General features: G+C 45.5%; 14 protein-coding genes. 5 read left to right on the forward strand and 9 right to left on the reverse strand.

Annotated elements, in window-relative coordinates; all coding sequences use genetic code 11:
* Positions 1-1,104, reverse strand: coding sequence for an IS4 family transposase (locus tag BT112_RS17875; RefSeq protein ID WP_072316171.1), 1,104 nt, complete (start codon positions 1,102-1,104; stop codon positions 1-3).
* Between the two features lie 203 nt (positions 1,105-1,307).
* Between BT112_RS17875 and BT112_RS17880 the strand changes: the two genes are divergently transcribed.
* Positions 1,308-2,363: a GntR family transcriptional regulator gene (locus tag BT112_RS17880; RefSeq protein ID WP_072318835.1), complete on the forward strand. Its 1,056-nt coding sequence runs from the start codon at positions 1,308-1,310 to the stop codon at positions 2,361-2,363.
* Between the two features lie 39 nt (positions 2,364-2,402).
* A complete protein-coding gene (locus BT112_RS17885; protein ID WP_072318836.1) occupies positions 2,403-3,326 on the forward strand; it encodes a DUF6807 family protein in 924 nt (307 codons plus the stop codon).
* A gap of 4 nt (positions 3,327-3,330) precedes the next feature.
* Here BT112_RS17885 and BT112_RS17890 read toward each other — a convergent pair whose 3' ends face one another.
* Entirely contained in the window at positions 3,331-4,248 is a 918-nt protein-coding gene (locus BT112_RS17890) for an alpha/beta hydrolase (RefSeq protein WP_072318870.1), read from the reverse strand.
* A gap of 467 nt (positions 4,249-4,715) precedes the next feature.
* Here BT112_RS17890 and BT112_RS17895 point away from each other — a divergent pair, with 467 nt between their 5' ends.
* The 3 genes from BT112_RS17895 to BT112_RS17905 all read left to right on the forward strand — a co-directional run bounded on the left by BT112_RS17895 (position 4,716) and on the right by BT112_RS17905 (position 10,004).
* On the forward strand, positions 4,716-6,842 hold the full coding sequence (locus tag BT112_RS17895; RefSeq protein ID WP_072318837.1) for a M3 family metallopeptidase: 2,127 nt from the start codon (positions 4,716-4,718) through the stop codon (positions 6,840-6,842).
* 83 nt (positions 6,843-6,925) lie between these two features.
* A complete protein-coding gene (locus BT112_RS17900; RefSeq protein ID WP_072318838.1) occupies positions 6,926-7,990 on the forward strand; it encodes an NADH:flavin oxidoreductase/NADH oxidase in 1,065 nt (354 codons plus the stop codon).
* Positions 7,991-8,264: 274 nt separating this feature from the next.
* A complete protein-coding gene (locus BT112_RS17905; protein ID WP_072318871.1) occupies positions 8,265-10,004 on the forward strand; it encodes a thiamine pyrophosphate-dependent enzyme in 1,740 nt (579 codons plus the stop codon).
* Between the two features lie 68 nt (positions 10,005-10,072).
* On the opposite strand, the gene BT112_RS17910 is transcribed toward BT112_RS17905, so the two are convergent.
* The 7 genes from BT112_RS17910 to BT112_RS17940 all read right to left on the reverse strand — a co-directional run bounded on the left by BT112_RS17910 (position 10,073) and on the right by BT112_RS17940 (position 21,893).
* Complete coding sequence (locus tag BT112_RS17910; protein WP_072318839.1) at positions 10,073-11,038, reverse strand: helix-turn-helix domain-containing GNAT family N-acetyltransferase; 966 nt, start codon at positions 11,036-11,038, stop codon at positions 10,073-10,075.
* Positions 11,039-11,130: 92 nt separating this feature from the next.
* Complete coding sequence (locus tag BT112_RS17915) at positions 11,131-11,784, reverse strand: HAD family hydrolase (RefSeq protein ID WP_072318872.1); 654 nt, start codon at positions 11,782-11,784, stop codon at positions 11,131-11,133.
* Positions 11,785-11,944: 160 nt separating this feature from the next.
* Entirely contained in the window at positions 11,945-12,709 is a 765-nt protein-coding gene (locus BT112_RS17920) for a LytR/AlgR family response regulator transcription factor (protein ID WP_072318840.1), read from the reverse strand.
* Between the two features lie 179 nt (positions 12,710-12,888).
* On the reverse strand, positions 12,889-14,208 hold the full coding sequence (locus tag BT112_RS17925) for a RagB/SusD family nutrient uptake outer membrane protein (RefSeq protein ID WP_072318841.1): 1,320 nt from the start codon (positions 14,206-14,208) through the stop codon (positions 12,889-12,891).
* A gap of 10 nt (positions 14,209-14,218) precedes the next feature.
* Positions 14,219-17,560, reverse strand: a complete 3,342-nt coding sequence (locus tag BT112_RS17930) for a SusC/RagA family TonB-linked outer membrane protein (RefSeq protein WP_072318842.1) — start codon at positions 17,558-17,560, stop codon at positions 14,219-14,221.
* 21 nt (positions 17,561-17,581) lie between these two features.
* Positions 17,582-20,128, reverse strand: coding sequence for a zinc-dependent metalloprotease (locus BT112_RS17935; protein WP_072318843.1), 2,547 nt, complete (start codon positions 20,126-20,128; stop codon positions 17,582-17,584).
* A 106-nt stretch (positions 20,129-20,234) separates the two neighbouring features.
* Positions 20,235-21,893, reverse strand: a complete 1,659-nt coding sequence (locus tag BT112_RS17940) for a sensor histidine kinase (protein ID WP_072318844.1) — start codon at positions 21,891-21,893, stop codon at positions 20,235-20,237.
* Positions 21,894-21,933: the final 40 nt, after the last annotated feature.

The following is a 21,933-nucleotide window of genomic DNA, read 5'->3' on the forward strand; positions in this document are numbered from 1 at the left end:
CTAAGTACATGACAAAAAATTTATGAAATTGATTTTCAATTTGTTAAAATTTGTCAGCAACCAATTAGATAGGCAATCCAGTCCATTTTTAAAGACACTCACGGCCCTTCGCCCATGTTTTTTGATGGTAATGGGTTTAATGTTCCTATCGATAAAGTCCCCAATTTTGTAACACCATACAAAGGCAATCATAGTAAGCATAAAAAGCTTTTCCACCCTGTCTAATTGTGTTACATGGGTGTCCTCAATATTGAACCCGCTTGATTTGAGTGCTTTAAACAAGGTTTCAATTTGCCATCTTTCCCGATAATATTCCAAAGCTTCTTCAGGTTTGTTATAAGAGACAATGATCAGGTATTCTATGTTCCCGTTCCTTACGGTCTTAACCCCTGAAAGGTAGCACAATTCCCCATGCATCCTGACTATTTTCGGGGAATGGCAACATTGGTTTATCTTCAGATGGTGGAACCAATGAAAGGCCGTTACCTTCCTGTTCTTTTTAAAGCAATAGACCTTAAAATTGTTCCGGATACGGATGTGATACCGAATGCCATTTTCATTGAGGAACCCTATCCAATGTTGGCCAACAAACTCCCTATCAGCTAACAGGCAATCGATACGCTCGCGGCCAAACCACTGGATAAACCGCTTCACAAGCGCAATGCGTTCTTCCTCGTTGGAATTTCCCCTTTTGTCCAGCATAGTGAACATCAGTGGGAAAGCCACATTCCGGTAACTCACTCCCAACATTAGTATATTGATGTTTTTTTGGCCGAACTTCCAATTGGTCCTATCCATGACCAATGTAAGGGCACTTTTTTCAGGCAATAGCTCAAAGATGAACTTAGCCACCATTTCCATAGAAAGGCTGGACTCAGCCATGAAGCGTTGAATACGCCTAAAACAGCTTAAAGTCGAGGCCTTACTGTCAAATCCAACACTAAGTTTGGAATAATTGACAGACTTTACCTTGCATAAAGCCGTGATAAAATGACAGATCAGGCGGATCCTGGACAAATGGAGTTCCCCTTTAAAATGGGCTTTAAATATTGATAGCAATTGCGTATCTTCCGTGCGGAGACTGGTATTCTTTTTTAAAGGCAATTTGTGGTGAATTTTCCTTTAATATACTGAATATCAGTCTTTTTGACAAATTATCAAAGAGCTATTTTATTGGTTTTTAATCAATTAGAGTGTTTTGTCATGTACTAAAAAAAAATACATAAAATTATTTAATTTTACTTTTAATAATCAAACACAGGCTAAAAAATCAAAATTACTATAAATTAACACAAAAACCGCCAACTATGAATACCATTCCGGCTATTGCTGATATCAGGATAAATGAAGATTCCCGGGTGCCGAAATACAAACAGATCGTAGACTCTATCATAGAAGGTATTGCCAGGGGAGACCTCAAAATCGGACAAAAGATCCCCTCTATCAATGAACTCAGTGAGGAGTGCTATCTTTCCAGGGATACCGTGGAAAAGGCCTACCGGCTTTTAAAAGAGAAAAAGATCATTGTGTCGGTAAAAGGCAAAGGATATTACACCGCGCGTACGGATCTTATTTCGCGGATTAATATTTTTTTTATGGTAAACAAGCTGAGCTCATACAAAATGCGTATCTACAACTCTTTTGTAGACCGCATAGGGGTTAACGGACATGTAAACCTGTTTATCTATCATTGTGAAGAAAGCCTTTTTGTCAGAACGCTTGAAAAAAATATAGGAGCCTATGATTATTACGTGATCATGCCTCACTTTAAAAATGAAAAGATGATGCACGTGAGTAATACGGACGAAGTGGTCAACGCACTGGAAAAGATCCCTAAAGACAAACTCCTCTTGATGGATAACCGGAAACCGGCTGTTTCCGGAACATACGCCTCGATCTTCCAGGATTTTGAGAACGACATCTACCAGGCCCTCACGGAAGGCCTGGAAAAACTAAACCGCTACGACAAGCTCATCCTGGTATATCCGCAAAAATCGGTATATCCTTATCCGCTTCGCATACTTCACGGGTTTCGCAAATTTTGTGTGGAATATTCCTTTGATTTTGAGATCCTGGATGAAATTTACGATGATATGCCCCTGCAATCGCGCGATGCCTACGTCATTATAGAAGAAACAGACCTCGTTAACCTGGTAAAGCAGGTACGGGAAAAAAGGCTTCGACTCGGAAAAGACATCGGGATTATTTCCTATAACGACACCCCACTGAAAGAATTACTGGGCATTACTGTTATCAGTACAGATTTCAAGGTTATGGGCGAAACTGCGGCCGATATGATCCTCGCCAACAAAAAAGACCAGGTGAGAAACGTATTTCGCTTTATGGACAGAAACTCTGTTTAGACAACTTTCATAATCACTGTTATTTCAACGTATACACTTATGCCCTATTTAAAAAATGTCTGTTCATTGCTGCTGTTTTCCATGGCATGTTTTTCGTGTTATGCCCAACAATTACATTTTGAGCGGGAGAACGACATCATAACATTGTACGATGGTACGGAACCCTGCTTTTCATACCAGATAGAAACCAAAACCCTAAAAGGAAAATACGGCAGGGCCAATTATATTCATCCGCTTTATGACAGGAACGGGGTCATACTCACCGAGGACTTTCCGAAAGATCATCCGCACCATCGGGGTATCTTCTGGACCTGGCACCAGTTATTTGCCCGTGGTGAGCGAATGGCTGATCCTTGGTTATGCGAGGGAATTACCTGGGATGTAGATAATGTACATACCGAAATCAAAGAGCATTCGGCAATACTACACACTGTGGTGTACTGGATGAGCGGAAGGGATAAAGACCAGCCGGTCATCCGGGAAAACGGCACGATTACCTACACCCGGAACGGGGATTATGATCTGGTAGATTTCGATATTACACTGACGGCTCTTACAAACGATGTAAAAATCGGCGGGTCGGAAGACGAGAAAGGCTACAGTGGCTTTTCGCCGAGGATCAGGCCCGGAGAAGGCCTTACTTTTTTCAATACGCAGGGAGAAGTTTCTCCTAAAAACACTCCGGTAAAGGCCGGGGGATGGATAGAAGCTGTCCCGGACTACGACACTTCAAAAAAGGAGCAGGTCAGGATCGTTATGATGTGCAATCCGGAAACACTCCCCTCTTTTCAGGGCTGGATATTGCGAAAAGACAATAGCATGCAGAATGCCGCTTTCCCGGGAAGAACCCCTATATCCATCCCGAAAGACCAACCCCTGCATTTTCGCAATGCACTCCTTATCCATTCCGGAACACTTACTGCCCCCGAGGTTACGGACATTTATAACAGCCTCTTCCGTTGACTTTTTACAGCCAGCCGTTCATTTTCATCCAGCGCTCCAGTGCTCCGGGCCACGAAGACTCGGTATTTTGGGATCTTCCCATACCGTACCCGTGTCCTCCGTTTGTGTACACATGCATTTCCGCAGGTACCTTATGGTTTTTCAAGCCCAGGTAATAACGGATACTGTTCTCTACCGGAACAGCCGTATCATCGGAAGAATGTACCAGAAAAGCAGGTGGTGTTTCCCCGGTGATCTGAAGTTCATTTGAAAAGCGCTTTGCAAGTTCGGCTGAAGGGTGTTCTCCTATAAGATTGTTTCTCGACCCTATATGCGTGATCTCCGTATCCATGGAAATTACCGGGTAAATCAGGATTGAAAAATCCGGCCGTGCTGTTGTACCGTCATCTGCATATACCCGATCCATATAATGGGTCGAGGCCGTAGATGCAAGATGCCCCCCTGCAGAGAACCCCATGACCCCGATCTTTCCGGGGTCTATATGCCATTTTCCCGAATTTCTGCGAAGTATCCGCATCGCTTCCTGGGCATCCTGTAAGGGACCGATACTCTTGTCTTCCATAATGGCATCGCTGGGCAAACGGTATTGCAGGACAAATGCGGCAACTCCCATATTGTTAAACCATTTCGCCACATCCCGACCTTCATGCCCTATGGCGAGCATCGCATATCCTCCTCCCGGACAAACAAGTACCGCAGTACCGTTGGCAAGATCTTCAGGAGGAAGGAAAACCTCGATGACCGGATCGGTAACCTTGCTGATCCTGGAAGACTGATCATTACCTTTTGAGATTTCCTGCTGGTGGTATTCCGAATTATCAATCGCTCCGGGAATACCGCTATTCCATACGGGAATAACCGTTTCCTGTCCGTACAGTATCATTGTGGAAAACAGGGAGAACAAGATATAATGTGTTTTCATAATTTCGGGCTTTACCCGTAAATATACATCAAAAGCTGTTAGCGAGGCACTTCTGTACATAATGCACGGCAATTGTTATTTTTCCAGCTTCACATAGCTTTATTACTTCTCTTTTAAAAAAATACATCTCCCGCACAGCGCTACTTTACCGGTTAACCCATGGAGCACGCACAAAAAACGGCCTGAGATGTACACTTTAACGTTTTAATTCGCTTTTTGTCGAAATAATTATACCGAAAAAAAAGCCTGCATTACATTTGGATCACCATAGCATAAGTAGGTTAAGTTCATGGTAAGATTTGGGGCAAAAAGGTGGAGTTCAACTCCGCCTTTTTTTATGGATACATTTGTAGTCCCGTGCTGCCGTCCTATTATTTCTTTTTTCCGTACTGCTTCGTTCTATTCCGCTGCCTGTTACCTGTTTTTTGCAGAATCTTTTCTAAATTTGATATTCAAAAGATCACAACATGAAAGCGAGGAACATTACATTGTTATCCGTTATTTTGCTTGCATTTTTGAGCTGTAAAGAGAAAAATGAAGCGACAGAATCAAAAAATTATATTGCTGAAGATATGAAAAACAATCCGCTTATTCAGGAAAGTAAGCTCCCTTTCGGGGCTCCCGACTTTTCGAAGATTAAAAATGAAGATTTCAAACCGGCACTGGAATACGCGCTACAGGCAGAAGCGGAAGCCATAACAAAAATTGCAGATAACCCGGAAGCCCCTACTTTTGAAAACACCCTGGTGGCCATGGAGAACGCCCATGAATTACTGGGTAGGGTAAGCAATGTATTCGGTTCACTTACGGGCGCAAATACCAATGAGGTCCTTAAAAAGCTGGATGCTGAAATGTCTCCGAAATTTGCAGAACACCGTGATAATATCCTGTTGAATTCCAAACTTTTTCAACGTATAAAGACACTTTACGGGCAGCGCAACGAACTCGGATTGAAAGCGGAAGCCATCAAACTGATCGAAATAAGGTATCAAAAGTTTATAAAAGCGGGAGCCAACCTGTCCGACGCGGATAAAGCAAAGCTCAAGGCAATCAATGCCCGGCTTGCTTCACTGGAAAACAAGTTTAGTCAAACCCTCCAGGAAGCCAATAATAAAGCTGCATTGATCGTCACAGATTCTATCAGACTGGCCGGACTTTCGGCCGGTGAGATGAGTTCGCTGAAAACAGAAAGTAAAGAGGAATGGAGAATTCCTATCCTGAATACAACACAGCAGCCACTGACACAAACGCTTACGGACCGTGAAACCCGCGAAGAACTTTTTAAGAGAAGCTGGAACAGGACCAACGGCGGGGAATACTCGACTCTCGATATTATCCGGGAGATCACAGGCCTTCGTATCCGAAAGGCAAAACTCCTCGGCTTTGCCGACTATGCTTCATGGAACCTGCAGGATACCATGGTCAAAAACACACAAACCGTCAATGACTTTTTTGCTAAGCTCATTCCCGCTACAGTAGCAAAAGCAGATGAAGAGGCTGCCGAAATACAGAAAATGATCCGATCCGAAGGAGGCTCGTTTTCTTTAGCGCCCTGGGACTGGAATTTTTACGCGGAGAAAGTACGTAAAGCCAAGTATGACCTCGACGAAAACCAGATCAAGCCGTATTTCGAACTAAAAACCGTACTGGAAAAAGGGGTCTTTTTTGCGGCCACAAAACTTTTCGGGATCACGTTTAAACAACGTACGGACATTCCGGTCTATCATCCCGATGTATTGGTTTATGAACTCTTCGAGGAGGACGGATCACCCCTCGGGCTCTTTTACGGAGACTTCTTTGCCCGCGAAAGCAAAAGGGGAGGCGCATGGATGAGCAATTTCGTAACCCAGTCGCACCTGCTGAACAAAAAGCCGGTTATTTATAATGTCTGTAACTTCACCAAACCTGCTGCCGGAGAACCTGCACTGTTAACATATGATGAAGTCACCACCATGTTCCACGAATTCGGGCATGCATTGCACGGATTTTTTGCCGATCAGCAATACCCTTCGATTTCGGGAACCTCAGTAGCCCGGGATTTTGTAGAATATCCTTCCCAGGCCAACGAACACTGGGCCTTGTTTCCCGAAGTGCTGAAAAACTATGCCCTGCACTATAAAACCGGGGAGCAGATCCCGGAAAGCCTGATCGAAAAGATCAGAAAAGCATCGACATTCAATCAGGGATTTGCTTTCGGGGAAGTTCTTGCTGCTGCCGATCTGGACCTGAATTTCCACACGCTGACAGAGATTGACGAAAACCTCGATGTGAATGATTTCGAAAAAATTTCTCTTGAACAAGACCGTCTCTGGATGCAGAATGTCCCCCCGAGATACCGCGCCACCTATTTCAACCATGTGTTCGGCGGAGGATATGCAGCCAGCTATTACGCTTACTTATGGACAGAAATGCTGGCACTCGATACCGGAAAATGGTTTGGTGAAAACGGTGGGTTAACCCGTGAAAACGGCCAACGCTACAGGGATATGATCCTCTCCAGGGGAAATACACTCGAATATAAGAATGCTTACAAATCTTTCCGCGGCAAGGATCCGGGAGTAGATGCAATCCTCGAAGAACGGGGGTTGAATTAAAAATAATTACAGGGTGTAACGGTTATGATCTGACTCCGTTGCACCTTTATCTTCTTTCAGTAACCCGGTAAATACATTTCGTTATGTCCAAACTCTTTGAAACTGTCAGTATTAAAAGTATCCTTTTGAAGAACCGCATTATCGTATCGCCGATGTGCCAGTATTCGGCGACGGACGGTTTTGCAAACGACTGGCACCTGGTGCATCTGGGTAGCAGGGCCGTGGGTGGGGCTGCCATGATCCTTGCAGAAGCTGCAGCGGTTTCTCCGGAAGGAAGAATATCTCCCCATGACCTCGGAATATGGAAAGACGAGCATATCGAAAAGCTAAAACAGATCACTTCCTTTATCCGGGCACAACAGGTCGTTCCCGGAATACAATTGTCGCATGCAGGCCGGAAAGCAAGTACGGCAGAACCCTGGAACGGAAGGGGAGAACTCCCCCCGGAACAAGGAGGCTGGACTACACTGGCACCCTCCGCCTTGCCGTATTCTGACAACTACCCGATGCCGGAAGCCCTCGATGAAAAAGGTATCCGGAATATCATTTCGGATTTTACCGCAGCCACTAAAAGGGCGCTTTCCGCAGGATTTGAAGTTGTGGAAATCCATGCTGCACACGGATACCTGCTGCATCAGTTCCTTTCGCCACTGAGTAATAAAAGAACAGACCGGTATGGTGGAAGTTTCGAAAACCGGATACGTCTCCTGCTCGAAATCCTTCAAGGGGTATATTCGGTATGGCCCGAAGACCTTCCTGTCTTTGTACGGATCTCGGCTACCGACTGGGCAGAAGGAGGCTGGAACGCCGGGGAATCGGTGAAACTGGCTATGATCCTAAAGGAAAAAGGTGTCGACCTTATCGATGTCTCTACTGGGGGGCTCGTACCTCATCAGCAAATACCCGTAGGTCCCGGGTATCAACTGCCTTTTGCTTCTGCCATAAAAAAGGAAACGGGCATACTGACCTCTACCGTAGGGATGATCACCAGTGCCGAACAGGCCGAGACCATCCTGGTCAATCAAGATGCCGACCTGGTGATGATGGCAAGAGAATTCCTCCGAGACCCCTATTTCCCGCTACATGCCGCACAAAGTTTAAAGGCGGATATTTCCTGGCCAAAACAGTACGAAAGGGCAAAACCATAAAGACTGTTCCCAAACAGGTCTTTCCGGTAAAAATATATACGTCCTCCGGATGATCCTAAAGATGAGGTAATGTGGGCCACTTATTGTCCTTCTGCAAATCTTTTTTAATACTGTTTTATTTCTCCGGAACATCGGAATAATAATTTCTACCGGTATGGTGCTGTCTTCCCGTCTGTCATTGACATTCCGTAATAAAAGCCGTATCTTTAACAAAAGGGGGAATTTTTCTTCTTTCCCTGATAACTTCATTAGAGAATCGTTTATCCTGTTTGTTATGGCAAAAAATGTTTCAGATCAGTTAGTGGAAATGCTTGTGGATGCAGGCGTTAAAAGAGTTTATGCGATTACCGGGGACAGCCTGAACCCGGTAAATGACGCCATCCGTCGTGACGGACGTATCTCATGGATCCATGTAAGGCACGAAGAGTCTGCTGCCTATGCGGCGTCCATGGATGCCGAGCTTCACGGTATAGGTTGTTGTATGGGAAGTTCGGGACCGGGACACGTTCACCTTGTCAACGGGCTTTACGATGCCAACCGGGCAGGAAATCCGGTTATCGCTATCGCAAGTACCTGTGCCACTACCAAATTTGCCACCGATTATTTCCAGGAAACCAATCCTTTCTATCTCTTTAAAGACTGCAGCAAATTTGTCTATGTCGCCAATACGCCTAAACAGTTCACCACGATCATGCAGCGGGCTATTCAGACAGCTGTTACCGAGAAAGGCGTCTCGGTTGTAGGATTGCCGGGAGATGTTGCTGCGGCAGCATCTGAAACCATTATCACATCCCGGAAAAATTATCGTACGCAAGCGATCTACCGACCGTGCGACAGTGAACTTGAGGAGCTTGCAGCATTGCTGAATGAAAAAAACAATATAACACTCTATTGCGGGTACGGATGTAAAGATGCGGTTGCAGAAGTCGAAACGCTTGCAGAACGCCTGCAGGCCCCGATCGCCTTTTCGTTCCGGGGCAAGATATTCTTTGACAGGACAGACAGTCCTTTTGCCGTGGGAATGAACGGGCTGCTCGGGCATAAATCCGGATTCGACGCATGTTCCAAAGCCGATGTTCTGGTACTTCTGGGTACGGATTTTCCGTATGCGGAATTCCTTCCCCGAAAAAATACGATCGTGCAGATCGATATCCAGCCCGACCGTATTGGCCGAAGGGCACAGGTAGATTACGGATATGCGGGAGACATCAGGGATACGGTTACGGCCCTGTTGCCCCTGGTTAAAACACATTCCGACGACTCGTTCTTAAAGGAAACGCGGGAGCGGTATGCCAGGATCGAAAAACAGTTTGACAAGCTGGCACATGAAGAAAGTAAACCCATGCAAATCTCCCCGGAATATGTGGCCCGGACTATCGATAGATTCACCGACGATGACGCAGTTTATACCGTAGATACGGGAATGACGGCAGTCTGGGCGGCACGTTTTATCAAAGCGGGTAAAAACCGGTATCTGACAGGATCTTTCAATCACGGTTCTATGGCCAATGCCCTGCCAATGGCTATCGGAGCAGCAGCTTCATGTCCGGACAGACAGGTCATTGCCATGTGCGGAGACGGAGGTCTCTCTATGCTTATGGGAGATCTCGCCGTAATTATGCAATACCAGTATCCGGTAAAAATATTTGTATTCAATAACCGTTCCCTCGGTATGGTAAAAGTAGAAATGGAAGTCGCAGGATATGTGGACTGGCAAACAGATATGGTCAATCCGCCTTTCGATAAAATTGCCGAGTTAATGAACATCAAAGGGATAGAGGTAAAGCGTTCCGAGGACGTGGAATCTTCGATCCGTGAAGCACTCGCCCATAAAGGACCGGTGCTGGTCAATATCTATACCGATTCCAATGCCCTGGCTATGCCTCCTCATATTACCCTGGATCAGATGCAGGGCTTTACCGCCTCTATTCTCAAGAAAATTGGCCTTGGTAAATTCGGAGAGGTCAAAGACGTGATCGATAGTGGCATGGAGCATCTCGGCGAGGTATTCTGAATGTACTGTAAAACCGAAAAACGGGAAGATTACTTCTGAAAAAGTCTTCCCGTTTTTCGGTTTTTTTATTAGTCGGCAAAAGTATGGAGATCTGCAGCCATTTGTATATTACACCGCTTATAGGGAGTAAAATGCCCGGCTATCTTACGAAAGCCCAGTTTTCGATACAGCCCGATAGCGGGTTTGAGTACCGTATTACTCTCTAAGTATATCTGTTTTCCACCGAGTTCCTTTGCTTTTCGCATTACAGCCTGCCCCAGTAAGAAACCGATATTTTTCCCCCGGGCCACAGGAGAAACTGCCATCTTTGCCATCTCAAAATCGTAAGCAGGGTCTTGCATCCTGATCAAGGCACAAACCCCTACGGGCTCATTGTCGTACAATGCAACAAATATGCTACCTCCTTTATCGATAATATATCCTTCGGGATCGTGAAGCGCCTTGTAGTCAGCTTCTTCCATCTCGAAATAGGTGGAGATCCATTCTTCATTCAGCGTTTTGAATGTTGCCCTGTATTGCTCCGCATAGGGGACAATACGGACTTTTTTACTCTCCCTGATCTTCCGTTGCTCCTCCACACGCTGATAGAGCGACTTACGGTCCAGAAGATATTCCCATTCTTCTATAGCTTCCCACAGATTATGTCTTGAACTCGCTATCATATCTTCTACTGCAGCATTTACATCGCTATATTGCTCTTTTATCCGCGCAGTCGCCTCAATACCTTCCGGAGTCAGCGCTACTACATTACGGCGCTTGTCTTCCGTATCATTGTTTTCACTGATCAGCCCGGCAGCTGTCATTTCCCTTACGATCTTGCTCACCGATGGCTGGGAATGTCCGATTTCACCGGCTATTTCGGTAATGGTCTTCTCTCCTTCTTCCGAAAGCACAAAAAACACCGGAAACCATTTAGGCTTCAATCCTATCTCGTAAACATCATAAATAGTTGCTGCATCGTCGGTTAACCGGGCTGTTAATAAACGAAGACGGCTACCCAGGGCCATTTTTCCTGTTCTACTAAAAAAATCCATATATATAACTAATTACATAACCAGTTATGCAAATATATAAAATTTTTTATCCGGAAACTTTTCACAAGCCAAAAAAATGCTACGATTTCAGGTTATCTGATTGTTCTCGGCTCTAACCAATCGAAAAATTCACTGACTTTATAAAAGAGCACATCAGGTGCCCCGGCCTTAAGCGCTTCGGGCTCGGCGGTTTCTGCCCATGCCGCGGCAGCAATAGGGATCCCGGCCTCCCGGCACGATCCGATATCACTGGGAGAATCGCCTACATAAATCACTTCTTCACTATCCGGATTTCCAAAATATTCCAGGCAATTTCTTATTCCATCCACTTTTCGGGGCCCTTTGGGATCACCGGTTTCTGTCTTTTCAAAATAATGGGAAATCCCGAAACGACTCATAGAAATCTCGGCACTTCTTTTGCCTTTTCCGGTAACCATAGCCAACTTCACACCTCTCGATTTCAACAGCTCCAAAAGTTCCCTGATCCCTTCGAAAGGTTCCGGACACATATCGTGGAGCTCTTCGTAGTAATTCAAATAAGATGCTACTCCTTTATCATAATGATCCGGCGCAAGTGCCATAATGGTTCCTTCTTCGGACGGACCGAATGTTGCTACAATCTCGGCATCGGTAACTTTATTTCCCGTAAGGGGTTCTACAGATTTTCTGAATGCTGCAATACACATGGGTAAAGTATTGGCCAGCGTACCGTCCAGATCAAAAATAACGACCTTGATATTTTGCATAATTCCTGTGTTTTTAGCTACAGTCGGCATACATCATTCTTTCCCGTTTTTGTCGCAAATGCCATATATGGATATGGCACAAAGTTACCGGGGCTTTCGTTTCAGACCAATTTAAGCATTACTTATGTAAATTCCAGGTAAATTTTCCAAAGAATACCGCCTATTTCCCCATCCACTCCACAAAACCTCTCACTTCATTTTTGCTTACGAAAACGGGGCCGTCTTCCGGCACATCATGTTTAAGTATGAGTTCAAGCCTTTGGCTCCGGTGTTTCACAACCCTGTCTATGGCTTGTGTATGTACTATATAATTACGGTTTATCCGGAAGAAGATGTCCGGATCGAGTTTGTGTATGAGCTCTTTTACCGTACTGTTGTACAGGTAGCTGTTTCCGTCATTGGTATAGATAAAAAGGTGTTTGCCTGTTGCGTAAAAAAAAGTAATGTCGTTATCTCCTACAGGCTGCAGACGGTGTCCGTGGCTGACCAGAAAACGTCTTTGATAATTCTCTCTCCCTTTACCGAGATGTCTTTTCAGGGCCTCCACGTGATGTATTTCGCTATACTTTTCCTTTATGGAATTGTATTTGCTCAACGCCCGGCAAAGGTCTTCCGTATCAAAAGGTTTCAGGAGATAATCAACGGTAAAATGTTTAAAAGCCTCTAAGGCATATACATCATAAGCTGTGGTAAATATGACCGGGACCGATATACGTACGGCGTCCAGTATGGTCATACTGTTACCATCGGCCAGATGAATATCCAGAAAAACAAGGTCAGGTGTATGTTCCCGGAAATAATCTACGGCTTCTTTTACCGTACTCAACCGGGTTATGGAACCTATGTACAGGATATCCTGGTCTTGCAGACGCTGTTTCAGGCCATGGGCTGCCAGGTCTTCATCTTCTACAATTACAACACGCATGATTTTGCAATTATAGCCCAAAATCACTATCAAAACACAAGAAATCCCTTAAAAAACTCAGAAATCCGGTTAAAAACACATGTCTTATCTCAAACGCTTACCCAAAAAAACCATTGTATAAAAAAGCCCGGATGCGGAATGCATCACGGGCCTTTTGAAAAACTAATTCAAATATGCTTTTACAATTCGGGATTATTGAGTTTGGCTTCCTGCGGGTATAGCAGGGTATAACGCGGGTCATTAGCCTGTAGCGTATATACGTCACCGTTAAAAGTATGCCGGATCTCTTTCTGGTTTGTCCTTCTGAGATCGAACCAGCGATGTCCTTCGAGAGCCAGTTCCCGAGCCCGTTCTTCCATCAATAATGTGGCATACCCGTTGTTGTCCAGAGCTTTAACCGAGTTTTCCAATGCGGGTATATATGCTGTTCTGTAGCGGTTGCGGAGCAGTGCGAGCAATACGGACCTGGACTCTTCGATACGTCCCAGTTCCATCAGGGCTTCTGCCTTAATCAGGTATAACTCCGAGGTACGTATAGAACATTTAAACTGTTGTGCCCCGCCCTTACCCGATTTATAACGGGAACCGGCCTGTACGAAATAAAGACCAAAGCGCAGGTCGTTATCCTTGTCATATCTATCGGTAAGCATCTCCGATACGTATGCGGCATTGTTTACTTCATATTCATAAACATCCTCCAGAGCCAGTACGGACTCGGGCGAATCGTAACGGTTGGGGAGCTGCGGGTCGGTATTCAGGTTGACCAGGCTATTGTTATAGGACAAGGCTTTCTCCGCCGCCTGCAGGGCCTTCTCCCATTGGTTGCTATATAAATTTACCCGGGCCTCCAGGGCGTTAACGGCTGACAGGGAAAAACGGTAATTCATTCCGGTTTCCTGAGTTTCCAGTACCAGTGAAGCTTTGGCCCGATCGATATCCGTAAGTACCTGTTCATATACCTGCGCTACCGAAACCGGGGTGAATACCTGCTCCAGATCGATCTCAAGAGCCAGTGGGACTGCTTTGTCCGAGTCTGCCGTTGCTTCGTCATAAGGGTTGCCATAAAGGTTGACAAGGTCGAAATATGCATAGGCCCTGAGGGCATAAGCCTCTCCGACCAACTGGTTTTTATCCGCTGAGTCCTCTATCGTCTTTTGCCCCTCGTTTATGATGTAATTCGTATAAAAAATCGTGTTGTAAAACTGGACCCACGGATAGGCCGCGGTCTGCGAATCGGGATTGACATCTTTCCAGATGTAAATATCCCTGTAATATGCGGCATCTATACTGAATTCGTCCAGAACGAGCTCATCGGCACGAAATGTAAGGCGCGATTTGTGTGTCGGAAAACCGTTGTATGCTACCGTAATCAACCCCCTGTTCTCTTCGAGTGTTTCCGGAATTACTTTTCCCTGGGGTTCTATATCGAGATAGCTGTCACAGGCCGTAAAATGCAGACCGGTAATAAGGGCTATAAAAAGATAAGTATATTTTTTCATGTGTCGGAATTTAGAATGAAACATTGAGTCCGAGTGCTATGGATTTCGGAATAGGCTGTGCATAAATATTACCGTAGGTCTCCGGATCGAAATATCCTTTATAATCGGTACTTACAACAAAAAGATTTCTTCCTTCTACATTAAACCTGATATGGTCTATTTTCAGTTTGGAGGTTACCGATTTTGGCAAGGTATAGCCCAAACGGAGGCTGGAAATCCTGAGATAGCTCATTTCATCGACAAAAGTATCCAGGTATGACATCGTCTGTATCGGATTGAGATCTCCGAACCATTTATACGCCATCCAGGAATCGCCTGTCCCTGATGTCTCGCCTACGATAGCAGGAAGATTTGACCCTGTATTGTCCGGTGACCAGGCATTGAGGATATCGGTCGTGTAATTCTGCCCCCTGTCTACCTGGGTCGGGTTGTAGGAAGGCCTCTTTACCACCGTTTGCTTCAGGTTAAAGCTGGCCGCTACGGTAAAATCGAAGTTTCTGTAAGAGAAATTGTTTATAATCCCTCCGCTGTATTTCGGATCGCGATCTCCCACGTAAGTGAAAAGGTTCCGGAACTCTTCATTACTCAGGTTAGACTGTGTTAAATACCCGGGGAAAAAGTCTGCCCACGGGTCTACGAGATCGAAAAATTCCACGGCACTGACTTTCTGGTCTCCTTTCCAGAACATCGGGTACCCGTTTTCATCCATTCCGGCAGTTTTCAAGGCAAAAACGGCATTGACCGGCAATCCTTCACGGGAAGGCAGGAAACTGTTCTCCCTGATCTGGATCTTATCGACCTTACTTTTGTTGTGGGATATATTGAAATTCGTACTCCATGTAAAGTTTTCGGAAACAATATTCCTGGTGGTCAGAGACAATTCAAACCCTTTATTGGTTACCTGCGCCCAGTTGAGATTCGTGAATTCAAATCCGTTTTCGAGCGGAATGGATTTCAGGCCGATGAGGTCGGAACTCTTTCTTTTATAGATATCAAAAGCCAGGCTGATCCGGTTATTGAATAAGGCGATATCGGTTCCGAAATTATAGTTCTGTGTCTTTTCCCAACGCAGCTTATCATTAGGTGGAGAAGTAACCACAATGGTTTGTTCGTTATTTCCCGGTAACACCGATGCATTATTGTATTCCCCGATCACAAACGGGGAGGTATTTTTATCTATATTTCCCTGTAAGCCGTACGAAGCCCGTAGTCTCCAGTTGGACACGACCTTACTGTCTTTCAGAAATTCTTCTTCGCTTACCAGCCATGAAGCCGATGCGGACCACAGGGGCAGGTATTTATATTTGGGATCTACTCCGAAAAGGTTAGAACCATCATAACGAACACTTCCGAACACCGTATATTTCCGGTCGTATGTATAGGAAGCCGTCGCATAAAAAGAGGCATAGGCATTTTCTATCTCGCTCTTGTCATACGCCCTGAACCTGCTGTCGCTGGCATCATCCTCACCGGGAAACATGATAGGGTGGGTGGTCAGTGTTTTGGGATCGTAACCAAATCCCTTCGTCGCTATGATCCTGGATTCCGACCTTCGGAGCTCCGATCCGATCATAGCGTCGATTTCGTGTTTTTCACCGATTCGTGTATTGTATTCCAGTAAAGATTTCCAATTGTACTGGAAGAAACTCTCTTCCCAGTTCTGAATAATACCGCCCTCGGGAAGGAAATAGTAATAATCCTGCTGAGCAGCATCATAACGTCGTGTTCTCTCCCGCATTTTGCGGGTGAAATAGGAGTCGGCCGCTGCATATTTCTCCGTACTGTTTTTATCGAGCTGTAACCCGAACTGGGAGGATAGCTTCAGGTCGTTCGTTATCTCATAGGCAGCATCGAAGATCGCTTTCAACGCGTTATTTTTAAGTTCGTAAGAGGTGTTTTCCCGCTCTTCCAGGAAATTGAACGGTACATTTCGTCCTTCGAAACCTTCGATATCCATATCATAACGATATGAGCCGTCTTCGTGATACGGGTCCAGATAGGGGTTGGCATTGCGGGAATAGTTGGCCGGATTGGTAAACGCATCGGTATCGGTCACATAAGAATCCTTTCGGGACTGCGAAGCAAACAGAGCTGCTCCGACCTTGAACTTGTCGGACACCTGGTAATTGTTTTTGAGGGTAATGTTGTAACGCTCGAAGCCTGTACCTATAGTAGTTCCTTCTTCATCGTAATACCCGAGGGAGAAGTAATAATCCGATCTTTCGTTTCCTCCGGAAATACTCATACTATACTGCTTGTTGGCTGCCGCCTGGTAAAGCAGGTCTCCCCAATCGGTCTGGTTATTCCGGAGGCCGTTCAGGGCTGCCTGTGTGGTATTGGACAATGCGCCAAAGCCGTTATCGCGATAATTACCGAGTTCTCCCGCACCGTTGAGTATTCGCATGACCTCGCCTTTATCCGTGCGAAAATCGAGATCGGTTCGCCGGGCAAGCGCCAATTCGAAATCTACTTTCTGCGAGGCATTCATCAGGTTGAGCTTACTGAAGTCGGGGCGCATGGTATAAAAGGTATTTGCAGAAAAGCTGACATTCATCTTTCCTTTCTTTCCTTTTTTGGTGGTAACCACGATAACACCGTTAGCTGCCCGTGCCCCGTATATTGCTGTAGCGGCAGCATCTTTAAGAATGGTTATATCTTTGATATCATCCGGATTGATCCCGGCGATAGCATAATTGCGTAACTGGTCTATATTATCCTTATCTCCGAAATCCGGAACATCATTGCCTTCCAGTGGCAGTCCGTCTACCACCCACAACGGGTCCTGCGGACCTGATAAAGAGGCCGTACCTCGTATACGGATTTTTGCAGGCGCTCCCGGTGCCCCGGTCTGGGGGGTTACCACGACTCCGGCAGCCTGACCCTGCAATAACATATCTACACCGGACACTCCGATCTGCCGGACATCTTCCATATCTACTTTTGCCACAGCCGCTGTCAGCTTTCGCTTTTCGACTTTCTGATATCCCGTAACCACTACTTCGCCGAGCGAACTGGTTTCGGGAGTCAGATGTACCGTATATGTTTTTTTATCGGTAATATATAACGTACGGGCTTCATACCCCATAAAGCTTACGGTCAGCTTTTCTATACTGGCGGGGATATCCAGGCTGAAATTCCCGTCAAAATCGGTTACGGTCCCAATGCTGGTACTTTCTATAATGCCGCTTACTCCGGTTTCGCTGGCTATGGTCTGGGAATCTACGTATACCGATGCCCCAGGCAACGGCATATTATCTTCTCCGGATAATACCTGCCCCGCGATGGTCCTGGTTTGTTGTGCAAACCCCAAAACGGGTAACAGCAGTAATACAAATTGTAATTTTCTCTTCATTGGATTAGGTTTCAAACGGTGTTAGTTGTTAATTGCTTCTTCTATACGGCCCATAAGATCGAGGTAATGCATGCGGGTAGTCCTGTCTCCCTTATTCTTCTTCTTTTGGAGCAATTGAAGCAGCGTGTACAGTTCTCCTTTTTTCACAGAGGTGACCTCGGAGACCCGCTTTATGGACGTGTAATTTATATTTCTTACCGCAGTCTCGCTGTTAACAACCTGGTTGCAAAGGGTTGGAAGCTGCAAAGATGCGGGTATTTGTAGTGATTTCTTTGATGTTTTTTCAAAAAGTTTCAGAAGGTCTACGATAAGGACATCCACATAATTTTTCTGTGCCATCCGCTCGAAAGTAGACAGGGATTTCCCTTTCATAGTCCCGGCAAACACATGATCCCGGGTGCTTCTGAACAGGTCATCTACCCCGAAAGTCTTTTTGTCCGAATACACCGCTGCCTCCAGCAATCGCAACAACCTGTCGTCGCGAAACAGATTGTAGAATACATCGTACTGCAACTCCCTGGCCATGGTGTAAGGTGAATACTCGTAAGGCCCGAGGGGAGAATCTTTCAAAGGATATGTGCGGGTGAGCACATCGTTTACGAAGAGCCATTCGGGCAATGTAAAGACCTGCTCATTCAGATATTTTACCGCGGCTTCCTGTTTGGTGTAAGGCACAGGCACATAAGATGTCTTATGGTCGCCGTGTACGGTATTGTTCAGGTAGATCCCTCCTACGTTATTAAGAACGTGATTATTGTACAACTGCCACTGGCCGATCACAGCCATATACAGTTTACCTGTACGATAGTAGGTATCTCCTTCTTCGTACGTCCAGCGTACCACATTATCGAGCACCCTCTTCAGGTTTTCAATCCCGTATCTGCCGGCCTTAACGGCATCGTTTCCCAGATCTTCGGATTGCGAACGGGGATCGACGACATTTTTATATGATTGTTGTTCTCCGTAAAAATACAGCGGATCATCGGTATGGGCCTCTACCAGCTTTTTCAGTTTTGCGGTTTCCTTGTCTTTTGAAGGGTACCAGGTATACCCCCATTGAATGGCATATTTGTCGTAGATACCGATCCTGGGTGTAATAGCGGTAACCCCATCTCCCGGTTGTGCTACGTAATTATAACGGGCATAATCCATAATGGAAGGTGCAGTCCCTCCCATGCGTGTGGTAAAAGTGGGGGAACGTAAAGAATCGACTTCAAAAGCATAAGATGCCCCCATATTGTGTTTCAGTCCGAAAGTATGTCCTACCTCATGAGAAGACACAAACCTTACGGCCTCTCCCATGTGTTTGTCATCAAATACATTTTTGCGGGCTTTACTGTCTATAGCCCCGGTCTGTACCCGCATCCAGCTGTGGAGCGATGTCATGACGTTATGCCACCAGATAATATCGGCTTCCAGGATCTCTCCGCTCCTAGGATCAACAACCGAAGGGCCCATGGCATTGGACTTTGGCGAAGCAGCATAGGTAATCACAGAATACCGGACATCATCGATATCGAAGTCGGGCTCTTGTTCGGTAGGTTCTTTTGCGATAACCGCATTTTTAAATCCGGCCTGTTCAAAAGCCTCCTGCCAGTCCAGTACTCCCTGCCGGATGTAGCTTCTCCATTTTTCCGGGGTTGCCGGATCAATGTAAAATACAATGGGTTGCCGGGGTTCTACGAGTTCACCCCGGAGATAACGGGCCTGATCTTCCGGTCTGGGTTCTAATCGCCACCGGGTAATGAGTTCCCGCTCTTTCATGGCGTGCTGCTCATCATTGAAATACCAGCGCTTTTTGGTAAAATAACCAATGCGTTTATCCATAAACCGGGGTTCCATAGGACTTTCAGGTAACAATACGATATTACAGGCCACCCCGATAGTTACAGGCAATCCGGCTCCTCCTTCGGATATGGATGTAGTGAGTTCTGACTTTACCATAATATTCCCCGGAAAGGTCTTTACTGCCTCTATATAAGACAGGGCCGGTTTGGCAGCTCCTCCCAGTCCGGTATTACTGAAGACATCGTTAAAACTCTTTTCCTTACCGTCAAATACTTTGTTAACCTTGATGAGAAACGATGATTTTTCCTCATTTCTGGATTTAATATCAAAAGCCTCCAGGATAGAAGAGGAGAAGTTATTATGCACCGAAAGGGTTATGGCATCGTGTTCAGGCGACGTTACCATAGGCACGGATGTACGCACCCAGACCTTGCCAAGGAGGGTGTCTTTCTGAAAGGTGATTACCTTGTTCTCAAATTCCATCCCTTTATTCAGTCCGGCTTCATTGAGTTGCAGCGGCACACGGGAAATTTTATTGACAATGAGAAACTCCCTCCCGAACAAGGAATCGGGAATTTCGAAATAATAATCATTCTTAACTTTTAGGACACTAAAAAGCCCTTCTTTTAATGTGCCTTCTTTGAGCAGTTCACTGTATTTTTTAAGGGAAGACGTATCTGCAGAGTCTTTTTCCTTTTCGTTCTTCTCCTGGGATGTCACCGTGTTCAGGATACTTAAAAACAAGAAAGCGGTTGCAAAGACGCGGTAAACTTTTGTCATGAACAGATTAACTTTTAGTTAAATTTTCTCTAAAAGTCCGTGACATCCGGATAGGCACCAAACAAAAGGGAGTGAACGGGAAAAAAACCGGAGTGAACGGGTGATTTTACATCAGGGGAAGTTCGCAATAAAAAAATCCGTCCTTAATACCGGTCTTAAAACCAGTAACTTTATAAAAGCCATAAATCCGTTTCAGGTACTTCAACCCGAAACGGCTGCCCTCCTGTTCGTATTCCTTGGGCTGATATGTATTCTTCACTACAACCTTATCCGGAAATACGATTATACCGATATACAAAGGGTGTTCTCTGGTGGCCACATTGTGCTTCAACGCATTTTCCACCAGGGTCTGAAGGGAGAGATAAGGAATTTTCCGCTGTAGTGATGCTACTTCCTTTACGGTGGTGGTACATTCGATTTTATCGGCAAAACGGGTTTGTTGCAGAAACAGGTATTCTGCTATAAAATTCAATTCTTTTTCTACCCGGGTGATATTCTCTTCCGGGGCCTGGATCAGGTAGCGATACAACCTGGAGAGTTTAACAGTGAACTTTTTGGACAACGCCTTATCCTGATCGATAAGCGTATGCAGTGCATTCAGTGCATTAAAAAGAAAATGCGGATCGACCTGGTTTTTTAGCTGTTGCAACTGCAGGAGAGCACTTTCTTTCTGAAAGACCTCTTTTTCGAGGGCAAGCCCGGCTTTTTCCTGTCGAAGCTGCTCCTGTCGCCTGTATTGTATCCGGATAGCCCTGGTAAAATAATAGAATATAAAAAGCAGTAGCAGGGTAGAAAGTAAATAAATGTATAAACTGTATTTACTGATACGGTTTATATCCTCTTCATTGATGCTTTTCAGAAAGTTAACAGCTATATAATAGCGCCCCCCGGCAATATGCAAGGGTTTCACATAATTCATGACTTCGAGATCCAGATATTTCGATGCTACGACGCGCTCGTTATGGTCGGATGGTCCGGAAATCGTATCCGAAGGAAGTACCGCAGAAAAGTCGAAGACATTTTTGCCGATATGTACCGTATCCGGATGCAGCAGGCAAACCCCGTCTGCAGTAAAAATATAGGCATAGCTCTGCGTATACTTACCTACTTCCAGTAACAGTTGATGTACTACCCCCAAATCGAGGTCATAGCCGTAAAAAACAGTACCATAGGGGGCTTTAAAATATATGGTCTGTCGCCACAGATACTGGCCGGCAACTCCCGGAAGCACTTTGCCGGTAATCCCGGTTTTGCCTTTCTGCAGCTGTGACCTGATATTTTCCCTAAGCGAGGTAGTATTTCCTTCGGCTCCGTGAACAAAAACGGTTTGCTCTCCCCCTTCGGGCACAATACCATACCAGTTACGCACCACACTGCTGTCGGATATCTGGATGGCACTGAGAATACGCAGACGCTGCAACGAAGTCACCGTATCGGAAGATTCAAGGGCCAGGTTTTCCGCATCGTAAAGCGGTTTCTGAAGTAACAGGAACCGGTTTTGCAGATTATCGTATTTCTTCACGAAACTACTCCTGGAGATATTTGCACTGACATCTTCTACTTCATCAGAGATAAGCCTGTTCAGGATATACGTAACTACTATAGTTATGACCACCACTACAAACAGGATCGCGATGTAGCTCCTTCCCCGCAGTTTTATACCATATATGTGCTTTTGCTCCTGCTTCACCGGGGCAAAGATATGGGAATTCCGCAAGGGTTGTATGCTACGGTGAAATACTGCCCCGGAAACAATAAGGGACATGCTTTCATATGGTGGCCTAACCACTGTTTTTTAGTGATAT

The organism is Sinomicrobium oceani (assembly GCF_900119185.1).
GTDB classification, from domain to species: Bacteria; Bacteroidota; Bacteroidia; order Flavobacteriales; family Flavobacteriaceae; genus Sinomicrobium; species Sinomicrobium oceani.

Bases quoted from the DNA above. Each gene is read 5' to 3' on its own strand.
- BT112_RS17880 (WP_072318835.1), top strand. From the start codon at position 1,308: ATGAATACCATTCCGGCTATTGCTGATATCAGGATAAATGAAGATTCC.
- BT112_RS17885 (WP_072318836.1), top strand. From the start codon at position 2,403: ATGCCCTATTTAAAAAATGTCTGTTCATTGCTGCTGTTTTCCATGGCA.
- BT112_RS17890 (WP_072318870.1), bottom strand. From the start codon at position 4,248: ATGAAAACACATTATATCTTGTTCTCCCTGTTTTCCACAATGATACTG.
- BT112_RS17895 (WP_072318837.1), top strand. From the start codon at position 4,716: ATGAAAGCGAGGAACATTACATTGTTATCCGTTATTTTGCTTGCATTT.
- BT112_RS17900 (WP_072318838.1), top strand. From the start codon at position 6,926: ATGTCCAAACTCTTTGAAACTGTCAGTATTAAAAGTATCCTTTTGAAG.
- BT112_RS17905 (WP_072318871.1), top strand. From the start codon at position 8,265: ATGGCAAAAAATGTTTCAGATCAGTTAGTGGAAATGCTTGTGGATGCA.
- BT112_RS17910 (WP_072318839.1), bottom strand. From the start codon at position 11,038: ATGGATTTTTTTAGTAGAACAGGAAAAATGGCCCTGGGTAGCCGTCTT.
- BT112_RS17915 (WP_072318872.1), bottom strand. From the start codon at position 11,784: ATGCAAAATATCAAGGTCGTTATTTTTGATCTGGACGGTACGCTGGCC.
- BT112_RS17920 (WP_072318840.1), bottom strand. From the start codon at position 12,709: ATGCGTGTTGTAATTGTAGAAGATGAAGACCTGGCAGCCCATGGCCTG.
- BT112_RS17925 (WP_072318841.1), bottom strand. From the start codon at position 14,208: ATGAAAAAATATACTTATCTTTTTATAGCCCTTATTACCGGTCTGCAT.
- BT112_RS17930 (WP_072318842.1), bottom strand. From the start codon at position 17,560: ATGAAGAGAAAATTACAATTTGTATTACTGCTGTTACCCGTTTTGGGG.
- BT112_RS17935 (WP_072318843.1), bottom strand. From the start codon at position 20,128: ATGACAAAAGTTTACCGCGTCTTTGCAACCGCTTTCTTGTTTTTAAGT.
- BT112_RS17940 (WP_072318844.1), bottom strand. From the start codon at position 21,893: ATGTCCCTTATTGTTTCCGGGGCAGTATTTCACCGTAGCATACAACCC.